Raw genomic sequence first — 20,883 nt, 5'->3', positions numbered from 1 at the left:
GGTGTCATGACTGCCAACGTCGACGGAGTGCCTGACAAATTCGCGACACTCGGGCTGACCTACGACGACGTGCTGCTGCTGCCGGGCGCGTCGGACATGGCGCCCGACCAGATCGACACCGCCTCGTACGTCTCCAAGAACGTGCGGGTCAACATCCCGCTGCTGTCCGCCGCCATGGACAAGGTCACCGAGTCGCGCATGGCGATCGCGATGGCCCGCCAGGGCGGCGTCGGCGTGCTGCACCGCAACCTCTCCATCGAGGACCAGGCCAACCAGGTCGACCTGGTGAAGCGCTCCGAGTCCGGCATGGTGGCCGACCCGATCACCGTGCACCCGGACGCCACGCTCGCCGAGGCGGACGCGCTGTGCGCCAAGTTCCGCATCAGCGGCGTCCCGGTCACCGACCCGGGCAAGCGGCTCCTCGGCATCGTCACCAACCGCGACATGGCCTTCGAGAGCGACCGCTCCCGCCGGGTCCGCGAGGTCATGACGCCGATGCCGCTGGTCACCGGCAAGGTCGGCATCTCCGGTGTCGAGGCCATGGAGCTGCTGCGCAAGCACAAGATCGAGAAGCTGCCGCTCGTCGACGACGAGGGCGTCCTCAAGGGCCTCATCACCGTCAAGGACTTCGTCAAGGCGGAGAAGTACCCGAGCGCCGCCAAGGACGCCGAGGGCCGGCTGCTCGTCGGTGCCGCGGTCGGTGTCGCCGGTGACGCCTACGAGCGGGCCCAGGCGCTGATCGAGGTCGGCGTCGACTTCATCGTCGTGGACACCGCGCACGGCCACTCCCGGCTGGTCGGCGACATGGTCGCCAAGATCAAGTCGAACTCCTCGGACGTCGACGTCATCGGCGGCAACATCGCCACCCGGGACGGCGCGCAGGCACTCATCGACGCCGGTGTGGACGGCATCAAGGTCGGCGTCGGCCCCGGCTCGATCTGTACGACCCGGGTCGTCGCCGGTATCGGCGTCCCGCAGGTCACCGCGATCTACGAGGCCGCGCTGGCCGCCAAGGAGGCCGGCATCCCGGTCATCGGCGACGGTGGCCTGCAGTACTCCGGCGACATCGCCAAGGCCCTGGTCGCGGGCGCCGACACCGTGATGCTGGGCTCGCTGCTCGCGGGCTGCGAGGAGTCCCCGGGCGAGCTGCTGTTCATCAACGGCAAGCAGTTCAAGTCGTACCGCGGCATGGGCTCGCTGGGCGCCATGCAGACCCGTGGCGACCGCAAGTCCTTCTCCAAGGACCGCTACTTCCAGGAGGGCGTCGCCTCCGACGAGCAGCTGGTCCCCGAGGGCATCGAGGGCCAGGTGCCCTACCGCGGCCCGCTGTCCTCGGTCGTCCACCAGCTGGTCGGCGGCCTGCGCCAGTCGATGTTCTACGTCGGCGGCCGCACCGTGCCGGAACTCCAGGCCAACGGCCGGTTCGTACGGATCACCTCGGCGGGCCTCAAGGAGAGCCACCCGCACGACATCCAGATGACGGTCGAGGCGCCGAACTACAGCCGTAAGTAGGCACCAGGCTTCCCCAGGGGCGGTCCCGGAGCAACCGGGGCCGCCCCTGTCGTACCCGTCGGGGATACTGGGAGGCGCTGCAACGCATCAGGGAAAGGCCACACACGTGACTGAGATCGAGATCGGGCGCGGCAAGCGCGGCCGCCGGGCGTACGCCTTCGACGACATCGCCGTCGTCCCCAGCCGTCGTACGCGCGACCCGAAGGAGGTCTCGATCGCCTGGCAGATCGACGCCTACCGCTTCGAGCTGCCGTTCCTGGCCGCCCCCATGGACTCGGTCGTCTCCCCGGCCACCGCGATCCGCATCGGTGAGCTGGGCGGCCTCGGCGTGCTCAACCTCGAGGGCCTGTGGACGCGGTACGAGGACCCGCAGCCGCTGCTCGACGAGATCGTCGGCCTGGACTCCGAGACGGCCACCCGGCGCCTCCAGGAGATCTACTCCGCCCCCATCAAGGAGGAGCTGATCGGCCAGCGCATCAAGGAGGTGCGCGACTCGGGCGTGGTCACCGCGGCCGCCCTCTCCCCGCAGCGCACGGCGCAGTTCTCCAAGGCCGTCGTCGACGCGGGCGTGGACATCTTCGTCATCCGCGGTACGACGGTGTCGGCCGAGCACGTCTCCGGTTCGCACGAGCCGCTGAACCTGAAGCAGTTCATCTACGAGCTCGACGTCCCGGTGATCGTCGGCGGCTGCGCCACGTACACCGCGGCCCTGCACCTGATGCGGACCGGCGCGGCCGGTGTCCTCGTCGGCTTCGGCGGCGGCGCGGCGCACACCACGCGCAACGTGCTGGGCATCCAGGTCCCGATGGCGACCGCGGTCGCGGACGTGGCGGCGGCCCGCCGTGACTACATGGACGAGTCCGGCGGCCGGTACGTGCACGTCATCGCGGACGGTGGCGTGGGCTGGTCCGGCGACATCCCCAAGGCCATCGCCTGTGGCGCGGACGCCGTCATGATGGGCTCCCCGCTGGCCCGTGCCACGGACGCGCCCGGCAAGGGCCACCACTGGGGCATGGAGGCGGTGAACGAGGAGCTGCCGCGCGGCAAGAAGGTCGACCTCGGCACCGTCGGCACCGTCGAGGAGGTCCTGGCGGGCCCGTCGCACACCCCCGACGGCTCGATGAACCTCTTCGGCGCGCTGCGGCGGGCCATGGCCACGACCGGCTACAGCGAGCTGAAGGAGTTCCAGCGCGTCGAGGTGACGGTCGCGGACTCGCAGCACAAGCGGTAGGTCGTCGGACGGCTTGACGGGGGCCGGTCGCCTTGGGGGCGGCCGGCCCCTTTCGCGTGCCTGGGTGCGCGCTGGGTGATACGGGGGCGCGCGGTTGCGTTCGGGGTGGAAACGAGCTGGTCAGACGATCGCGGCGCACCCCGCATGCCACGGCTCCGGGGTCCGTCGCGCTCGCGCGCCCCTCGTCACAACCGGTGCGCCGCCCCCGTGGGTGTCGCCCCCCGCGTGTCCAGCAGCAGCTGTGCCTTCACCGACAGGCCTTGCAGGTCGTACGTCCGGTGCTGCTGGAGCAGGATCGTCAGGTCGGCGTCGGCCGCCGCCTCGTAGAGGGAGTCCGCGCGGGGGACCGGGCGGTCCAGGACGTTCCAGGAGGGGACGTGGGGGTCGTGGTAGCTGACCGCGGCGCCCAGCTCCATCAGGCGGATCGCGATCTCCCGCGCGGGTGTGGCCTGTTGGTCGGCGAGGTCGGCCTTGTAGGTGACGCCGAGGAGCAGCACGCGCGCGCCCCGCGCGGACTTGCCGTGCTCGTTGAGGAGCGTGGCGGCGCGCTGGACGACGTAACGCGGCATCTGGTTGTTGACCTGCTGGGCCAGTTCGACCATGCGGAGGGTGCGGCCGCCGGGGCCGCCGGTCAGGTCCTGCGGGACGGCGTGGCCGCCGACGCCGGGGCCGGGGCGGAAGGTCTGGAAGCCGAAGGGCTTGGTCTCGGCGCAGCGGACCACGTCCCACAGGTCGACGCCCAGCTCGTGGCAGAGCACCGCCATCTCGTTGACGAGGGCGATGTTGACGTGGCGGAAGTTGGTCTCCAGGAGCTGGACCGTCTCCGCCTCCCGGGGGCCACGCGCGCGTACCACCTTGTCGGTGAGGCGCGAGTAGAACGCGGCGGCCGACTCGGTGCACGCGGGCGTGAGGCCGCCGATCACCTTGGGGGTGTTGGCGGGGGTGAAGTCGCGGTTGCCGGGATCCACCCGGCTGGGGGAGTACGCGAGGTGGAAGTCGCGACCCGCGCACAGGCGCGAGCCCTCCTCCAGGAGCGGGCGCAGGAACTCCTCCGTGGTGCCCGGCGGGACCGGCGACTCCAGGATGACCGTGGTGTGCGGGCGCAGATGGCCGGCCAGGGTGCGGGCCGCGGCCTCCACCTGGGTCAGATCGAGTCCGCCGTCCGCCCCGCGCGGGGTGGGCGCGCAGATGACCGCGGTGCGCACCCGGCCGAGCTCGGCGGGGGAGGTGGCCGGCCGGAAGCCCCCCGAGAGCATCCGGCGCAGTTCGGCGGGGCTGAGCGAGCCGGCCTCGGGGCCGGTGCGGTAACCGAGCGTGGGGATGCCCGCGGCGACGGCGGCCTGGGCCAGGGGCAGTCCGTACGGACCGAGTCCGATGACGGCGAGATCTGCGGGCATGGCGTGGACCGTCCTTCCCAATAACCGAAGCGGGACAGGTGCACAAGCCCGGTGGACAGAACGGGCGAGCGCAATGTCAGACTAAGAGTAAATCTGACCGAAATACGAGATTGATTCCTTGTGTCTTCCCGCAGGGTGTCGTCCCGCCGGGTTCTCGAGCTTTGGCCCAGGTGGTGTGGAAGTTGTCCACAGGCTGGGGGTGACTGGTGGCTGAAGTCGGGCAAGCCGGTCAGAATTTGGGCATGGGGGATACGGACCGGGTCACTCCTCACGGGTGACCGGCGCGACCGACAGCGGGAGGCAGCGGTGAGGACAGCGACACTGGGGCCGGTGCAGCGAGCCGAGGCGCTCGCGGCCATGGCCGAGCGAGAGCTGGACCTACTGGTGGTGGGCGCCGGTGTGGTCGGTGCCGGGACCGCCCTCGACGCGGTCACGCGCGGGCTGTCCGTCGGCCTGGTCGAGGCGCGCGACTGGGCGTCGGGCACCTCCAGCCGGTCGAGCAAGCTCATCCACGGCGGCCTGCGCTACCTGGAGATGCTCGACTTCGCCCTCGTCCGGGAGGCCTTGAAGGAGCGCGGCCTGCTGCTGGAGCGGCTCGCCCCGCACCTGGTGAAGCCGGTGCCGTTCCTGTACCCCTTGCAGCACAAGGGCTGGGAGCGCCTGTACGCCGGGTCCGGCGTCGCGCTCTACGACAGCATGTCGATGGCCCGCGGACACGGGCGGGGCCTGCCGATGCACCGGCATCTGAGCCGCCGTCACGCCCTGCGCGTCGCGCCCGCCTTGAAGAAGGACGCCCTGGTCGGCGCCCTTCAGTACTACGACGCCCAGATGGACGACGCCCGCTTCGTGGCCACCCTCGTGCGCACGTCGGCGGCGTACGGCGCACAGGTCGCCAACCGGGCGCGGGTGACCGGGTTCCTGCGCGAGGGCGAACGGGTCGTCGGCGCCCGGGTGCAGGACGTCGAGGCGGGCGGGGAGTACGAGGTCCGCGCCAAGCAGATCGTCAACGCCACGGGCGTGTGGACCGACGACACCCAGGCCCTGGTGGGCGAGCGCGGGCAGTTCCACGTCCGCGCCTCCAAGGGCATCCACCTCGTGGTGCCCAAGGACCGCATCCACTCCTCGACCGGGCTGATCCTGCGCACCGAGAAGTCCGTGCTGTTCGTCATCCCCTGGGGCCGGCACTGGATCATCGGCACCACGGACACCGACTGGGACCTCGACAAGGCGCACCCCGCCGCGTCCAGCGCCGACATCGACTACCTGCTGGAGCATGTGAACTCCGTGCTCGCCGTCCCGCTGACCCGGGACGACGTCGAGGGCGTGTACGCCGGACTGCGGCCGCTGCTCGCCGGGGAGTCGGACGCCACCAGCAAGCTGTCGCGCGAGCACACGGTGGCGCATCCGGTGCCCGGTCTGGTGGTCGTGGCGGGCGGCAAGTACACGACGTACCGGGTGATGGCCAAGGACGCGGTCGACGAGGCGGTGCACGGGCTCGACATGCGGGTCGCCGAGTGCGTCACCGAGGACGTGCCGCTGCTGGGCGCCGAGGGGTACCAGGCGCTGTGGAACGCGCGAGCGCGGATCGCCGCCCGGACAGGTCTGCACGTGGTGCGGGTGGAGCATCTGCTGAACCGATTCGGTTCGCTGGCGGAGGAGGTCCTCGAACTCATCGCCGCGAACCCCTCCCTCGGGGAGCCGTTGCCCGCCGCAGAGGACTATCTGCGCGCCGAGATCGTGTACGCCGCCTCGCACGAGGGGGCGCGGCACCTGGACGACGTGCTCACCCGGCGGACGCGGATCTCCATCGAGACCTTCGACCGCGGAACGCGCAGCGCGCGGGAGGCCGCCGAACTGATGGCGCCGGTGCTGGGCTGGGACAAGGACCACATCGAGCGGGAGATCGAGCACTACGAGAAGCGGGTGGAGGCGGAGCGGGAGTCCCAACGCCAGCCGGACGACCTGACGGCGGACGCGGCTCGGTTGGGGGCGCCGGACATCGTGCCGTTGTAGGGCGCGTGCGGGGTGGCTGTTGGCGGGGGTGGCGTCGGCGGGCGGGTGCGGGTGCGGGGCGGCGGCGCGTCGGGTGGGTGCTGAGTGCGTGTTGGCGGCGGCGCGTTGGGTGGTGCTGGGTGCGTGTCGGCCGGCGTCGCGTCGGCCGGCGTCGCGTCGGCCGGCGTCGCGTGGGCGGGTGCCGGGTGCCGGGGGCCGGGGGCCGGGGGCCGGGGGCCGGTGAAGCTCACTCGAACGAGTGTCGTTGGGTGGGATCTTCGTTCGGAACCCGGTCGTTCTACGAGGTGCGGGGGCAGAACTCGGCGGCGAGCAGGGCCGGTTCGAGGTCGGGGTCTGCGATCGCGGTCGTGTTCACCCGGAAGGTGAGGACACGACGGCCGTCGACGGTGGCCGCGGTGCGCACGTAACTGCCGGCGATCCGGCCGTTGTGCCCCCACACCGTCGTGCCGCACGGCAGCTTCACCGGGTACAGCCCCATGCCGTACAGGCCGTGTGCGGTGCGGGTGTCGCGCATCTCGCGCAGCCGGCGCGGGGGCAGCAGTTCACCGCCGAGCAGCGCCGCGTAGAAGCGGTTCAGATCGGCGAGCGTGGTCACCAACTCGCCGGCGGCCCCGGCGACCCGCGGATCCAGAACGGTGACATCGGATCCGTCGGTGTCGTAGGCGCGGCCGTGCGGGGCGGGGAGGGAGGTGCCGGAGCCAGGGAAGGAGGTGCCCGTCAGACCGAGTGGGGCGAGGATGCGGCGCTGGGCCTCGGTCGCGTACGAGTGGCCGGTGACCTCGGCGACGATCAGGCCGAGCAGGACGTAGTTGGTGTTCGAGTAGGTGAAGCGGCCGAGGCCGGCAGAAGGGTGGGTGAGCGCGATGCGCACGGCTTGACGAGGGGAGAGGGGGACCGCGCCCCGGGTGTAGGTGGTGAAGTCGACCAGGCCGCTGGTGTGGGTGAGCAGGGCGCGCACGGTGATCGCGCGGCCGTCGTTCCCGGCGCCCCGCACCAGGCCGGGCAGATACCGCTCCACGGTGTCGGACAGGGACAGCCGGTGTTCCTCGGCCAGTTGGAGGACGACGGTCGCGATGAAGGTCTTCGTGATGCTGCCGGCGCGGAAGTGATCGGCGCGTGCGATGCCGTGTCCGGCCTCGGCGTAACGGGAATCGGTCTCCTCGCGGGCCAGGAGCGCGGCGGCGGGTGCCTCGCCCTCGGTGACCAGCAGCGGGAGGAGCCCGTCCGTCGGGGGCGTCGCGGGAGCCGAGGAGGCGGTCGGGGCGAGGGCGAGCAGAGCCAGGCACACGGGGAGGGCGAGCAGCGTCCGGAGCGGCGGCATCGGGGTCCCTTCGGTGGGGTGGGCCTGGTGGGTGGTCCGTTGTCCGGCCCATCATGCCGCGGGGTGGAATCGGGGGCTCCGGGGGGCTTTCGGTGGGTGCGGAGGGCGGGGTGGGGCGGGCTGCCGTCACCGTGGTGTGAGGGGTCGTGGCGCGGTGTGGTCATGGTGGTGCGGGTGAGCGGGTCCCGCGGCGGGCCGCCGGTCCCCAGGGGCACCCTGGGCGTCGGGCACTTGTCGGGTGAGGGACAATGGAGGCTCTGTCAGGGCGGGTTGTATGAGGGGACGCATGTCGGAGGCGGAGCGGGCGGGGGCATCCCGTCAGGGCAAGAGCGAACGTCTCCTCGCCGGGCGGTACCGGTTGGGAGCAGTGCTCGGCCGGGGCGGCATGGGCACGGTGTGGCGCGCCGAGGACGAGACCCTGGGCCGGATCGTCGCGGTGAAGGAGCTGCGGTTCCCCTCCAACATCGACGAGGAGGAGAAACGCCGGCTGATCACGCGCACGTTGCGTGAGGCCAAGGCGATCGCGCGGATCCGCAACAACAGCGCGGTGACGGTCTTCGACGTGGTCGACGAGGACGACCGGCCGTGGATCGTGATGGAACTCGTCGAGGGCAAGTCGCTCGCCGAGGTCATCCGGGAGGACGGCCTGCTGGAGCCGAAGCGGGCGGCGGAGGTCGGGCTCGCGGTGCTCGACGTGCTGCGCTCGGCGCACCGCGAGGGCATCCTGCACCGGGACGTGAAGCCGTCCAACGTGCTGATCTCCGACGACGGCCGGGTCGTGCTCACCGACTTCGGCATCGCCCAGGTCGAGGGCGACCCGTCGATCACCTCCACCGGCATGTTGGTCGGAGCCCCCTCCTACATCTCCCCGGAGCGGGCCCGCGGGCACAAGCCGGGGCCGGCCGCGGACCTGTGGTCGCTGGGCGGGCTGTTGTACGCGTCGGTCGAGGGTCTGCCGCCCTACGACAAGGGCTCGGCGATCGCGACGCTGACCGCGGTGATGACCGAACCGCTGGAGGAGCCCAAGAACGCGGGCCCGCTGCGGGACGTCATCTACGGGCTGCTCACCAAGGACCCCGAGAAGCGGCTCGACGACGCCGGTGCGCGCAAGATGCTCAACGCGGTCATCCACGCGCCCGAGCCGAAGCCGGGCGAGCCGGACCCGGCGCCGGACGCGACGAAGGTGGTGCCGTTGCCTCCGCAGCCCGACCGGGGTGCAGGGGAGGCCGGGGACCGGTTGCGCGGGGCGCTGCGTTCCGTGCGGAAGGCGGCCGTGGCCGCGGGGGCGGCGGGTACGGCGGCCGCGTCCCGGGCCAAGTCGGGCAGTGGTACGGCGAGTTCACCGGCGACGCCGACCTCGGGGACGGCCGGCGACGCGGCGGCTTCGGGTCCCGCGAGTGGCGCGACGGCTTCCGGGCCGGGCTCCTCCGGTTCGGTGACGTCGGGTTCCGGCAGCGTGGGTGCGGCCGGGGCGCCCGGTGCGGCCGCAGCGGGTGGCGGCAGCGGTTCGGGGACGGCGCCCGGGGCCGACGCGGCGAGCGGTGGCCGGAGTTCCGGGTGGCCCGTGATGACGCCGCCGGCGGATCTGCCGCCGCGGCCGGTGCCGAGGGCGCCGCTCACCGATGTGGTGCCCAGGCGCACGCTGGTGATCATCGCGGCGGTCGTGGTGCTCGCCCTGGTCGCGGTCGTGCTGGCCGTGGCGTTCAGCGGTGACGACGAGCCTTCCGGCAACGCGGCGGGCGGTGGCGCCAAGTCCTCCGCGAGCGTGAGCGCGAGTGCCTCCCCCAAGGAGGACCCGGGCGGTGGTACCCAGCCGGACGGCAAGGCGACCGAGTCCGCGGGCTCCGGTTCGGCGACCGGGAAGACGCCGAGCAGCAGCCCGTCCGCGAGCGGGAGCAGCGAGGCCGGCGGTTCCTCCGACAAGGGTGGCGGCACGGCGAAGTCGACGTACAGGGGCGGTCAGGGCTACTCGATCGGGCTGCCCGCGGGGTGGAAGTTCCAGACGTCGGCCTCCGCGGGGGATCGTTTCACCGGACCCGACGGGCAGAAGCTGCTGGTGGCCTGGACGTCCACGCCGAAGGGTGACCCGGTGGCGGACTGGAAGAGCCAGGAGCGGTACATGGTGCGCTCCCAGTACGACCGGGTGCGCATAGCCAAGGTGGACTACCGCGGCTGGTTGGCGGCCGACTGGGAGTTCACCTATGTCGAGGGCGGGACGAAGTACCGGACGATCGACCGGGGCTTCGTCGTCAACGACCATCTCGGATATGCGCTGATGTACACGGCGAAAGCCGCCAATTGGGGCAGTGAGTCGCGTAAGGGCACCTGGCAGACCCTGGCGAAGACGTTCGAACCGAAATCGTGAAGTGACCGCGCGGTGACCGGTTCCTCGTTTGGGGAGTGAGATCTCGCATCCCCTCTTTGCGGGTTGCCTCCGGCACGTATCGTGAGTGCTTGCGGACGGTACGCATCCAGGTGTGGGCGGAACGGCACGCGAGGCGAACGGAATTGACCGATCCGGAGGGGCCGGGGGAGGCAACGTGGACGACTATGCGGGACGGGTACTCGCCGACCGCTACCGCCTGCCGCTGCCGCCCTCCGACGAGTACGAACTCACCGAGAGCCGGGCCTTCGACACCTACAGCGGGCAGGAAGTCCTGGTCCGGCAGGTGCCGTTGCCCGAGGTCGTCGAGGCGGAGGTGCTCGACGCGGAGGGTCTGCCCGACGGTTTCACCGCAAGGGACCCGCGGGAGCGGGGAGTTCGGGGTTCGGCCTCGCGGACGAGCACGCGGCGGCCCACCGAACCGGCGGTGCGACGGGCCGTGGAGGCCGCGCAGGCCGCCGCCCGGATACCCGACCATCCCCGGCTCGACCAGGTCTTCGACGTGTTCGCCGAGGGCGGGTCGCTGTGGGTCGTCAGCGAGCTGGTGGCCGCGCGGCCGCTGGCGGCGCTGCTCGCGGAGAAGCCGCTGACGCCGTACCGGGCGGCCGAGGTCGCCGCCGACGTCCTCATGGCCCTGCGGGTGCTGCACGCCCACGGCTGGGTCCACCGCAACATCACCGCCCGCACGGTCCTGGTCTGCGACGACGGCCGCGTCATGCTGACCGGCCTCGCGGTCGGGGCGGCGGAGGAGGCGCTGTGCGGATACGACCCGGTGCCGGCCGAGGACGGTGACGAGGGGTTCGCACACCGCCGTGGGACGGGCGGCACGGGGACTCTCGACGGACCGGGAAGCAGCGACGGACCCGGAGGCATGGGCGGACCCGGCGGTGTCGGCGGGCCCGGGAGCGCGGGTGGCCCCGGGAGTGCGGGCCCTCCCGGAGGTGCCGGTGCGCAGGCCGGCGGCGTCGATCCCGAGGCCGCGCGGCGGGCCGCCATCGAGGCGCGGGAGGCCGGTGGGCTGCCGGGACTCGGACTCGGCGAGGACGCCACGAACGGCACCGGCACGTCGGCCGCGGTCGCGCGCGGGGCCGTGGAGACCGGCGGTGACGTCCGGGCCGCGCGCGCCGGGGCGATCGCCGCCTATCGCGCGGGCGCCCGGGCCGCGGCCCGGGTCCAGGAGGCCCAGCAGCACGGCCGGGCGGCCCTGCCGGGAGCCCGGCCGACCCCCGAGGCCGACCCCGCCGGCCGGACCGAGGGCAGGGCCGGGGGCCCGACCCCGCCGTACGGTTCGGGCAGCGGTGTGCGGCAGGGGCCGTACGCCCTGGGCAACGGGGGCGAGGCGCCGCCGGGTTCCGCGCCCCTGAGCGGTGCGGTGCAGCCCGGCCGTGGTGAGCGGCCCGCCTCGGTGCCGCCGGGACAGATCGCCGAGCCCTACGGCGTACGGGCCGGTGCGGGGCGCCCGCCGGGCGGGCAGGAACGCACCGCCGCGCTGCCGCCCGTACCCGGCCCCGCCCCCACGCCCGGCCGGTGGGACGAGCTTGCCGCCGCGACCCCCGCTCCCCGCGGTCCCGCCACCGCGCTCGCCGCCGAGCGGGCGCGGCAGGCCAGGATGGCCGTGGTCGGGCCGGTCACCGAGCGATGGGCACCGGAGCAGGCCGGGCCGGTGCACGAGAACTGGCAGCTGGCCGCGCCGATCGGGCCCGCCACCGACCTGTGGGGGCTCGGGGCGCTGCTCTTCAGGGCCGTGCAGGGGCACGCGCCGTACCCGGAGGAGTCGACGGCCGAGCTGGTGCAGATGGTGTGCGCCGAGCCGCCCGCCTTCGCCGAGGAGTGCGGCCCGCTGCGTCCGGTGGTGGAGTCGCTGCTGCGTCAGGACCCCACCGAGCGGCTGGACTTCGAGGAGCTGCGGGGCTGGCTGCGCTCGCTGGTGCGGTCCGCGCCGGAGCCCGAGGCCGGCGCCCACGTCATCGCCGCTCCGCCGATCGACTCCACCCGGCTGCCCGTCGTACGGCGGCGGGGCGAGCTGGTGCGCCGACGGCGTGCCGGGCTGCCCGCGACCAGTGCGCACGGACGGCACAAGCGGGCCAGGCAGGAGACGGTGGGGTCACCGCGCCGACTCGGTCGTACGTTGCTGCTGCTGGTGCTGCTCCTGATGGCCGGGGCGATCGCGTACGCGATGCTGTTCATGCCCAAGTCCGGTGATTCGACGAACGGTTCGGGCGACACCGACCGGACCGGCACCGCCGGTGAGGTCAGTGAGGCACCCGCGAGCAGCGAGCCGCGGCCCGACCAGACCTCGCCGAATTCCGAGCCGACGCCGAAGCCGAAGGACAGCCCCTCGGGTTCCACCGAGACCCAGACCTCCGGCCCCGAGGTCGCCGACGGCTTCACGTTGCGTTCGGACCCCGCCGGGTTCCGGGTGGCCGTCGCGAGCGGCTGGGAGCACACCCCGGAGAACGGCCGCGGCCAGGTCGTGTACTCGCACGGCGACTTCGACCTGATCGTCGTGGCCGGGAGGGACAGCGCGGACGAGTATGGCGAGGACCCGATGGCGTACCAGCGGGAGGACGAGCGCGAGCTCCAGCCGTACCGCGACTCCAGCTGGGCCAGCGCCTCGGGGCTGAAGACGATCCAGGTGGGCGGACGGACCATGGCCGAGGGGCAGTTCACCTGGACCGACGACGCCGGGCGGGAGCTGTTCGTGCGCAACCTGGCGATGCTCGTCGCCGGCAAGTACCACGTGGTGCAGGTCCGCGGGCCCGAGGCCGAGCGGGACGAGGTGACGCGGCTGTTCGAGCAGGCGGCGGCGACCTACGCGGTCATCGGCTGACCCACGGCATCAGTAGCACGGGTCACGGCTCGGCACGGACGGGTGAGGGGGCGGTCCGACGGGTGGCGGCTCGGTCCGGTTCCCGGAGGGGAGAACTGTCACAACAGCGAAACCTTGGCACCCCCGTGGTTCCCAGCGTCCCGGACGGTCCCTAATCTGACCTTGTCAAGACCATTGCGGGGCAACGTGAATCAGATGCAGGGCCTGCTCCTCGCGGGCCGCTACCGGCTGGCCGACACCCTCGGCAGCGGCGGCATGGGGCGGGTGTGGCGTGCGCATGATGAGGTGCTGCACCGGGCCGTCGCCATCAAAGAGCTGACCGCCGCGCTCTACGTCTCCGAGAGCGACCAGGAGCGGCTGCTCCACCGCACCCGTGCCGAGGCCCGCGCGGCGGCCCGGATCAACCACTCCGCCGTCGTCACCGTGCACGACGTCCTCGACCACGACGCCCGTCCGTGGATCGTGATGGAGCTGGTCGAGGGCCGCTCGCTGGCCGACGCCGTCAAGGTGCAGGGGCGCGTCGAGCCCACCGAGGCCGCCCGGATCGGGCTGTGGGTGCTGCGCGCCCTGCGTGCCGCGCACTCCGCCGGCGTCCTGCACCGCGACGTGAAGCCCGGCAACGTCCTGATCTCCCACGACGGCCGGGTCCTGCTCACCGACTTCGGCATCGCCCAGATCGAGGGCGACACGACCATCACCCGCACCGGGGAGGTCGTCGGCTCCGTCGACTACCTCGCCCCCGAGCGGGTGCGCGGCCACGACCCGGGCCCGGCCTCCGACCTGTGGGCGCTCGGCGCGACGCTGTACACGGCGGTGGAGGGCCGTTCGCCGTTCCGCCGCACCTCACCGATCGGCACCATGCAGGCGGTCGTCGAGGAGGACCCCGCCGAGCCCGTCCACGCCGGTGTGCTGAAGCCCGTCCTGGCCGCGCTGCTGCGCAAGGATCCGGCCGAGCGGCCGAGCGCGGCGGAGGCCGAGCGGATGCTCGCCGAGGCGGCGGAGGGGCGGCTGCCGACCCAGGCGCGGCCGTACGCGCCGACGGGGCGGCACGGGGCGACGGGACAGTCCGGGCAGCCGGGCCGACCGGGACAGCCGGGGTACGACACCGTGGGCACCGGCACAGGGACCCGCGCGCAGACGGCCCCCGCCGCGCCGTATCCGCCGGTGGCGGCCGGGCCCGCGTTCGTGTCCGCGCCCGCTGCGCCGAAGCGGCATCGCCTGCGTACGTTCGCCCTGGTCGTCGCCCTCGCGGCGATCGTCGGCGGGGGCGCGGCGGCGGTGTGGCAGCAGTTCGGCACGGGCAGCCCTGACGCCGCCGCCTCGCAGTCCCCGAGCGGTACGCCCACCGACCGGGGGAACGGCGGCCAGGCGCCCGCGAGTTGGGAGAAGCGCGTCGACCCCTTCGGCTTCACCATCTATCTGCCCAAGGGGTGGCAGCGGACCGTCTCCATCGACGCGGACGGCCTGCGGCAGGTCGACTACTCGCCCGACAACGGCAAGCACCTCGTGCGCGTCGCCGTCGACACGGCGCCGGACTTCGACAGCTCCTACCAGCACATGCGCGATCTGGAGGGGCAGATCTCCCCGTCACTGGTGGCCTACGAGCGGCTGAGCATGAAGCAGGAGCCTTACCGAGACCTGCCGAGCACCCGCTGGGAGTACACCTGGACGGCGCTGGCGAAGGACGGGCCGCACTTCACCGCGGGCCCGTACCGGGCGATCGACGTCGGCTACATCGCGCGGGACGGCGTCGAGTACGCCCTCTACTCCGCCTCGCCGGTCGAGGACTGGGCCACCACGCGTGCGCGGTTCAGCCGGATCCTGCAGAGCTGGCAGCCGAAAACCCGCTGACAACTTGGCCGGTCAGTGCCCCGGAAGGGGTCCGTCCGGCGCGGCATCATGGGGCGCATGGGGACCCCGGGGGACAACTTCCGTGTCATAGCGGGTCGTTATCGCCTGGAGGTGCGGCTCGGGCGGGGCGGTATGGGGGTCGTGTGGCAGGCGACCGACCTGTTGCTGGGGCGGCGGGTGGCGGTCAAGGAACTGCCCCTCGACGAGCCGCTGTCCGAGGCCGGGGACCGGCGGCGGCGTGACCGCGTGCTGCGTGAGGCGCGGGCGGTCTCGCAGTTGCGGCATCCGCACATCGTCGTCGTCCATGACGTCGTGGAGCACGACGAACGGCCCTATCTGGTGCTGGAGTTGATCGACGGCAGCTCCCTCGCCGACCGGATCGCCGAGCACGGGCCGGTGGTGCCCGCCGAGGCCGCGCGGATCGGTGTGGCCCTGCTCGGCGCGCTGCGGGCCGCGCACGCCGCCGGGGTCCTGCACCGCGACATCAAGCCCGCGAACGTCCTGCTGGAGACCGGTACCGGCCGGGTCGTCCTCACCGACTTCGGCGTCGCCCAGGTCGCGGGCACCCCCACGCTCACCGAGCTGGACTCCTTCGTCGGCTCGCCCGAGTACACCGCGCCGGAGCGGATGTCCGGGCTGCCGACCGGACCGGCCTCCGACCTGTGGTCGCTGGGCGTGCTGCTGTGCACGGCGGTGAGCGGCGCATCCCCGTTCCGGCGCGACTCGTTGAGCGGTGTCCTGCACGCCGTCCTCGCCGCGGAGATACGCCCGCCCGCGCAGGCCGCGCCGATCCTGCCCGTCGTACGGGGGCTGCTGGAGCGCGACCCGGAGCGGCGGCTGGACGGGGAGCGGGCGGAGTGGATGCTGCGGGCGTACCTGGAGACGGGCCGGATGCCGGACCGGGAGCCGCGGCGCTCCAGGCGAGGGGTGCTTGTCGCGGTGCTGCTGGTCGCCGCGATGGCCGGGGCGGGGGTGTCGGGGGCGGCGCTGATCATGCATCAGGAGGGGGGTGGGGGGACTCCGTCGCCGTCACCGCCGTCCGTCAGCGGGTCGGTGAGTGGGTCGGTGAGCGTCCCGACCGACGCCTCGACCCGTGCCTCCACCGGCGGGCCCACCAGTGCCTCCACCGGCGCTTCCGTGAGCTCCTCGATGAGCGCAAGCTCCCCGGCGAAGCCCGCCCCGACCCCCACGGGGCGCCCAAACGGGAGATAAGCGACCTCCTCGGTCACGGGTCTGTGACCGCGGCGCCTTCTGGGTGGATCCGGACGCGCCTGGCGCGATAGGAACGGACCCATGAGCAGCAACGGGGGAGCCCCTCATGGGTCCGACGAGCCCACCAGTTTTGGACTGCAACCGCCGAACCCGCCTGCGGCCGTGCCGCACCCCGGCAACCCGTACGCGGCGCCCACCCAGGTCGTGCCGCATCAGGCGGCGCCCGCGCAGGACCCTGGCACGGGTCGTCTGATCGCGGGTCGTTACCGACTGCTGGCCAAGCTCGGGCACGGCGGCATGGGCACGGTGTGGCGCGCCAAGGACGAGACGGTGGACCGCGAGGTCGCAGTCAAGGAGCCCCGCGTACCGGACCACCTTCCCGAACGTGAACGTGCCAACGCCTTCGAGCGCATGCGTCGCGAGGCCCGGGCCGCGGCCCGGCTGGATCACCCCTCGGTCGTCAACGTGCACGACGTCGCGGTCGTCGACGGCCAGCCCTGGATCGTCATGGAGCTGGTGCACGGCCGTTCGCTGGGCGACGCCCTTCAGGAGGGCACCCTCGGGGCGCGCGAGGCGGCCAGGATCGGCCTGGAGGTGCTCGGCGCGCTGGAGGCCGCGCACGCGGCGGGCATCCTGCACCGAGACGTCAAGCCGGACAACGTGCTGCTCGGCCGCCACGACCGGGTCGTCCTCACCGACTTCGGGATCGCCCAGATCGAGGGCGAGACCAGTCTGACCGACACCGGCGGCTTCGTCGGCTCGCCCGAGTACATCGCGCCGGAGCGGGTGCTGGGGCAGCGCCCAGGACCGGCGTCGGACCTGTGGTCGCTGGGCGTGGTGCTCTACGCGGCGACCGAGGGCGTCTCGCCGTTCCGCCGCAGCAACACCCCGGCCACGCTCCAGTCGGTCCTCAACGCCGCGCCCGCCCCACCGGCCTCCGCCTCCGGTCCGCTGGCCGAGGTCATCACCGGTCTGCTGCACAAGGACCCCGCGAGCCGCCCGAACGCGGCCCGGGTGCGTGCCCTGCTGGAGGCGGCCGCGCACCCGCCGACGCCGGTGCCGACGCAGGTCGTGCACCGCGACGAGGGCGCCCCGAAGAGCGGCGTACGGCTGGGCCGCAGGACCCTGCTCGGCGTCGGTGCCGCCGTCGTCGCGGCCGCGGTGGCGGCGTACCTGGTGATCGCGGACCCGTTCGCGGGCCCGCTCCCGGACGGCTGGACGACGAAGAAGGTGGACGACGTCGCCGCGTCCCTGGCGGTGCCCGGCCACTACAAGCAGCGGGCGCCCGACCGGGAGACGGACGAGGGGCACTGGGTCACGTACACCGACCCCAGCGGCGCGATCTGGATCGGGCTGCGGCTCGACAGGAAGGCCGAGGACCCGGGCAACACCATCGCCAGTTCGGCCGCCGCGGAGATGTACGAGGACAACAAGACGTTCGAGGAGAGCGGCAAGTACGACTACGACATGCCGGAGAACCCGAGGACGAAGACCGAGGACGAGACGACCTACCAGGGCGAGCCGGCCGCCAGGAACACGATCGTCTACAACACCGACGACACCGAGAACCCCCTCCCGCGCGAGATGCAGATCTTCTACTACAAGACCTCCAAGGGGGACATGTACAAGCTCACCGTCAGCTATCCGGGCGAGGGCGACTTCACGCACAGGGGGCGCGAGGTCGCCGAGACGGCGATCGCGAACCTCGACGTCGATGTGCTCTGACCCGCGTCGACAAGCGAGGCTCCCGCACGGTACTGATGGGACATGAGCAACGACGGGGACGGCGCCGGCCCCAAAGGACGGCTGATAGGCGGCCGTTACCGGCTGACCGAGCGCATCGGGTCGGGCGGCATGGGCACCGTCTGGCGAGCGCACGACGAACGCGTGGACCGCGAAGTCGCCGTGAAGCAGCCGCGGTTGCCCGGCGACCCGGAGGACGAGGTCCATCAGCGCGCCTCGCACCGGCTCTACCGCGAGGCGCGTGCCGCGGCCCGGGTCGACCATCCCGCCGCAGTCTCCATCCATGACGTGGTCGTCGAGGACGGACTGCCCTGGATCGTCATGGAGTTGGTGCGCGGGGAGTCCCTGCACGAGCTGCTCCGGCGCGGTCCCGTGGCCCCCGCCGAGACCGCACGGATCGGCCTCGCCGTCCTCGGCGCGCTGCGCGCCGCGCACGCCGTGGGGATCGTGCACCGCGATGTGAAGCCCGCCAACGTGCTGCTCGGCCCGCACGGCCGGGTCGTCCTCACGGACTTCGGCATCGCCCATGTCCAGGGCGAGGAATCCCTCACCGTCAGCGGCGAGTTCGTCGGCTCCATCGAGTTCGTCGCCCCCGAGCGGATGTCGGGACGCGGCGCGGGCCCGGCCTCCGACCTGTGGTCCCTGGGCGTGCTGCTGTACGCCGCCGTGGAGGGCGAACCGCCCTTTCGCCGTACGACGTTGGAGTCCACCCTCGCCGCGATCCTGTCCTTCGACCCGCCCGAGCCCCGCCGGGCCGGACCCCTCACTCCCCTGATCACCGGGCTGTTGGGGAAGGACCCCGACCTGCGTCCGGGCGCCGAGGAGGCCGCCAAGGTCCTGGAGGCGGCGGCGGAGGGGTGGCCGGTGCCCCCGCTGTCCGAGACACCGACCCCGCAGACCCCCGACCGCCTCAGCGAGTGGGAGGAGGACTCCGGCACCGTACGCCTGCGGGACAGCGGGCCCGCGCCCGTGCCGGAGGCGCACACCACCGTCGTACCGACGTCGAGGCCGAGGCCCCAGCTCCTGCGCCGGCCGCTGCCCGCCGCCGTGCTCGGGGTCGTCCTCGCCAGCGGTGCGTGGCTCGGGGCGTCGTACGCCCTCGCCGAGCCCGAGGCGACCGGGGTCGCCCCACCGCGGGTGACCTCGGTCCCCGCCGTCTCCGCCACGGACATCGCCGACGAGTCCTGGGAGACGCACGAGGAGAAGGCCCTGAAGGCCACGCTGGCCGCCCCGAGCCGGTACCGGGAGACCCACCGGCAGGGCAGCGCCACCGACCAGCCGCGGATGGTGAGCTACGGAGACGGCGGCATCGATGTGCGCCTGAGCCTGTGGGACCGGACCACCGAGACCCCCCTGGGCCGGGCGTACCAGCAGAAGAAGGCCTGGGCGACCCACGGGGAGGCCGACACCCAGCTCACGCAGACCAGCCTCGGGGGTGACTACGCCGTCCAGGCCGACACCGCCTACGACGGCAAGGGCGCCGCCCCGGCCCGGGTCGTGCAATTGTTCGTCAGGACCGACGACGGCCGTCTCTACGAACTCCGTGTCGACATGCCGAAGGGGACGGCCGCGGAGAAGGAGGGCATGGGCCTGTTCAAGGCGGCGCGTGACCGGCTCGTGATCGGAAAAGAGTGAGCGGTGGGTGATCGTCCCCGCACAACGCGCTGATCAGCGGCTTTAGCGCCAGTGATCGCTGGCAGTGTGTGAGTACTCGGTGAATCACTATTACCGACGGGTACCCAAAGTCTCCGCCCCGGCATACTCTGCGCGTCATGACGGACACGAAGGCTTCGGAGCAGGCCACCAACCCCCTCGCCCCCGCGCCGGAAGGCGCGCGTACCGCCGCCGACGTGGTCACCCCGGAGCTGGTCGCCCAGCTCACCAAGGGCGTGGTCGGTTCCGGTCGTACCGCCAACCACACGCCGTTCACCGGCGAGAAGCTGGCCGACCTGCCCGAGTCGACGCCCGAGGACGTCGAGAAGGCCTTCCAGGCGGCCCGCAAGGCGCAGACGGTGTGGGAGCGCACGCCCGTACGGCAGCGCGCCGCCGTCCTGCTCCGCTTCCACGACCTCGTCCTCGAACGCCAGGCCGAGGTCCTCGACCTCATCCAGCTGGAGACCGGCAAGGCCCGCCTGCACGCCCACGAGGAGGTGCAGGCCGTCGCGGTCGCCGCCCGCCACTACGGCCGCAAGGCCCCCTCCTATCTGCGGCCCAAGCGGCACGCGGGCGCCGTGCCGGCCCTCACCAAGGTGACCGAACTGCGCCACCCGCGCGGTGTCGTCGGCCAGATCGCCCCCTGGAACTACCCGCTCGAACTGTCCGTCGGCGACGCGCTGCCCGCCTTCGTCGCGGGCAACGCCGTGGTGATGAAGCCCGACACCGAGACCTGCCTCACCGCCCTGTGGGCGCGTGACCTGCTCGTGGAGGCCGGCCTGCCCGCCGACGTCTTCCAGGTCGTCCTCGGCGAAGGCCCCGTCGTCGGCCCCGAGGTCGTCCGGCACGCCGACTACGTCTCCTTCACCGGCTCCACCCGCACCGGCCGCGAGGTCGCCCAGGGTGCCGCCGCCCGCCTGGTCGGGGTGTCCCTCGAACTCGGCGGCAAGAACGCCATGGTGGTCCTGGAGGACGCCGACATCGAGAAGGCGGCCGCCGGCGCGGTCCGCGCCTGCTTCTCCTCCGCCGGTCAACTCTGCATCTCCATCGAGCGGTTGTACGTCCACGAGTCGATAGCCGACGCCTTCCTGGAGCGCTTCGCCACCCGCACCAAGGCCATGCGGCTCGGCACGTCCCTCGCCTACGGCGCCGACATGGGCTCCCTGGTCGGCGAACGCCAGCTGGAGACCGTCACCCGGCACGTGGAGGAGGCCGTCGCCAAGGGCGCCACGGTCGTCGCCGGCGGTGTCGCGCGCCCGGACATCGGCCCGTACTTCTTCGAGCCCACCATCCTCGACGGCGTCACCGAGCCCATGGCGATCTGCGCCGAGGAGACCTTCGGCCCGGTCGTCTCCGTCTACCGCTTCACGACCGACGACGAGGCCGTCGCGCAGGTCAACTCCACCCCGTACGGCCTCAATTCCTCGGTCTGGACGAAGGACGGCAGGCGCGGACGGGAGATCGCCGCCCGGCTGCGCACCGGCACGGTCAACATCAACGAGGGCTACGCGCCCGCCTACGGCAGCGTCCAGTCCCCGATGGGCGGCATGAAGGACTCGGGCCTCGGCCGCCGGCACGGCTCCGAGGGCATCCTCAAGTACACCGAGGCCCAGACCGTCGCCCAGCAGCGGCTGCTGCCGATGGCGCCGTCGCTGGGGATGAGCGACGAGGCGTACGCCCAGTTCATGAGCCGCAGCCTGCGGCTGATGAAGGCGTTCCGGTTCCGGTAGGGAGAGC

General features: G+C 72.7%; 11 protein-coding genes and 1 pseudogene. 10 read left to right on the top strand and 2 right to left on the bottom strand.

What is annotated here, in order from left to right; translation table 11 throughout:
- Window positions 1-6 precede the first annotated feature (6 nt).
- Together guaB and ACH41F_RS32405 are read left to right on the top strand one after the other, a co-directional pair.
- Window positions 7-1,512: an IMP dehydrogenase gene (guaB, locus tag ACH41F_RS32410; RefSeq protein WP_391234513.1), complete on the top strand. Its 1,506-nt coding sequence runs from the start codon at window positions 7-9 to the stop codon at window positions 1,510-1,512.
- A 106-nt stretch (window positions 1,513-1,618) separates the two neighbouring features.
- Window positions 1,619-2,743, top strand: coding sequence for a GuaB3 family IMP dehydrogenase-related protein (locus ACH41F_RS32405; RefSeq protein WP_391234515.1), 1,125 nt, complete (start codon window positions 1,619-1,621; stop codon window positions 2,741-2,743).
- 185 nt (window positions 2,744-2,928) lie between these two features.
- Here ACH41F_RS32405 and ACH41F_RS32400 read toward each other — a convergent pair whose 3' ends face one another.
- Window positions 2,929-4,140 carry a nucleotide sugar dehydrogenase gene (locus tag ACH41F_RS32400; protein WP_391234517.1) on the bottom strand — a complete coding sequence of 404 codons (1,212 nt, stop codon included), beginning with the start codon at window positions 4,138-4,140 and terminating at the stop codon, window positions 2,929-2,931.
- Between the two features lie 306 nt (window positions 4,141-4,446).
- On the opposite strand from ACH41F_RS32400, the gene ACH41F_RS32395 reads away from it, so the two are divergent.
- Window positions 4,447-6,153: an FAD-dependent oxidoreductase gene (locus ACH41F_RS32395; protein ID WP_391234519.1), complete on the top strand. Its 1,707-nt coding sequence runs from the start codon at window positions 4,447-4,449 to the stop codon at window positions 6,151-6,153.
- 277 nt (window positions 6,154-6,430) lie between these two features.
- Here the strand turns inward: ACH41F_RS32395 and ACH41F_RS32390 are convergent, their stop codons facing one another.
- Window positions 6,431-7,474: a serine hydrolase gene (locus ACH41F_RS32390; protein ID WP_391234521.1), complete on the bottom strand. Its 1,044-nt coding sequence runs from the start codon at window positions 7,472-7,474 to the stop codon at window positions 6,431-6,433.
- 286 nt (window positions 7,475-7,760) lie between these two features.
- On the opposite strand from ACH41F_RS32390, the gene ACH41F_RS32385 reads away from it, so the two are divergent.
- The 7 genes and pseudogenes from ACH41F_RS32385 to ACH41F_RS32355 all read left to right on the top strand — a co-directional run bounded on the left by ACH41F_RS32385 (window position 7,761) and on the right by ACH41F_RS32355 (window position 20,876).
- Window positions 7,761-9,839 carry a serine/threonine-protein kinase gene (locus ACH41F_RS32385; RefSeq protein ID WP_398838694.1) on the top strand — a complete coding sequence of 693 codons (2,079 nt, stop codon included), beginning with the start codon at window positions 7,761-7,763 and terminating at the stop codon, window positions 9,837-9,839.
- 175 nt (window positions 9,840-10,014) lie between these two features.
- Window positions 10,015-12,687 (top strand): protein kinase, encoded by a 2,673-nt coding sequence (locus ACH41F_RS32380; RefSeq protein ID WP_398838693.1) that lies wholly within the window; start codon window positions 10,015-10,017, stop codon window positions 12,685-12,687.
- A 195-nt stretch (window positions 12,688-12,882) separates the two neighbouring features.
- Window positions 12,883-14,538: a serine/threonine-protein kinase gene (locus ACH41F_RS32375; protein WP_398838756.1), complete on the top strand. Its 1,656-nt coding sequence runs from the start codon at window positions 12,883-12,885 to the stop codon at window positions 14,536-14,538.
- A 57-nt stretch (window positions 14,539-14,595) separates the two neighbouring features.
- Window positions 14,596-15,738 (top strand): annotated as a pseudogene (locus ACH41F_RS32370) (serine/threonine-protein kinase); the annotation flags it as partial.
- A gap of 93 nt (window positions 15,739-15,831) precedes the next feature.
- On the top strand, window positions 15,832-17,475 hold the full coding sequence (locus ACH41F_RS32365; protein WP_398838691.1) for a serine/threonine-protein kinase: 1,644 nt from the start codon (window positions 15,832-15,834) through the stop codon (window positions 17,473-17,475).
- Window positions 17,476-17,517: 42 nt separating this feature from the next.
- Window positions 17,518-19,128, top strand: a complete 1,611-nt coding sequence (locus ACH41F_RS32360) for a serine/threonine-protein kinase (protein ID WP_398838690.1) — start codon at window positions 17,518-17,520, stop codon at window positions 19,126-19,128.
- Window positions 19,129-19,265: 137 nt separating this feature from the next.
- Complete coding sequence (locus ACH41F_RS32355; RefSeq protein WP_398838688.1) at window positions 19,266-20,876, top strand: succinic semialdehyde dehydrogenase; 1,611 nt, start codon at window positions 19,266-19,268, stop codon at window positions 20,874-20,876.
- The last annotated feature ends 7 nt before the right edge of the window (window positions 20,877-20,883 follow it).

Origin of the sequence: Streptomyces sp. NPDC020489 (assembly GCF_044386545.1) — a bacterium.
In the GTDB taxonomy this organism is placed as follows: domain Bacteria; phylum Actinomycetota; class Actinomycetes; order Streptomycetales; family Streptomycetaceae; genus Streptomyces.
This window is presented reverse-complemented; position numbering and strand designations above follow the sequence as displayed.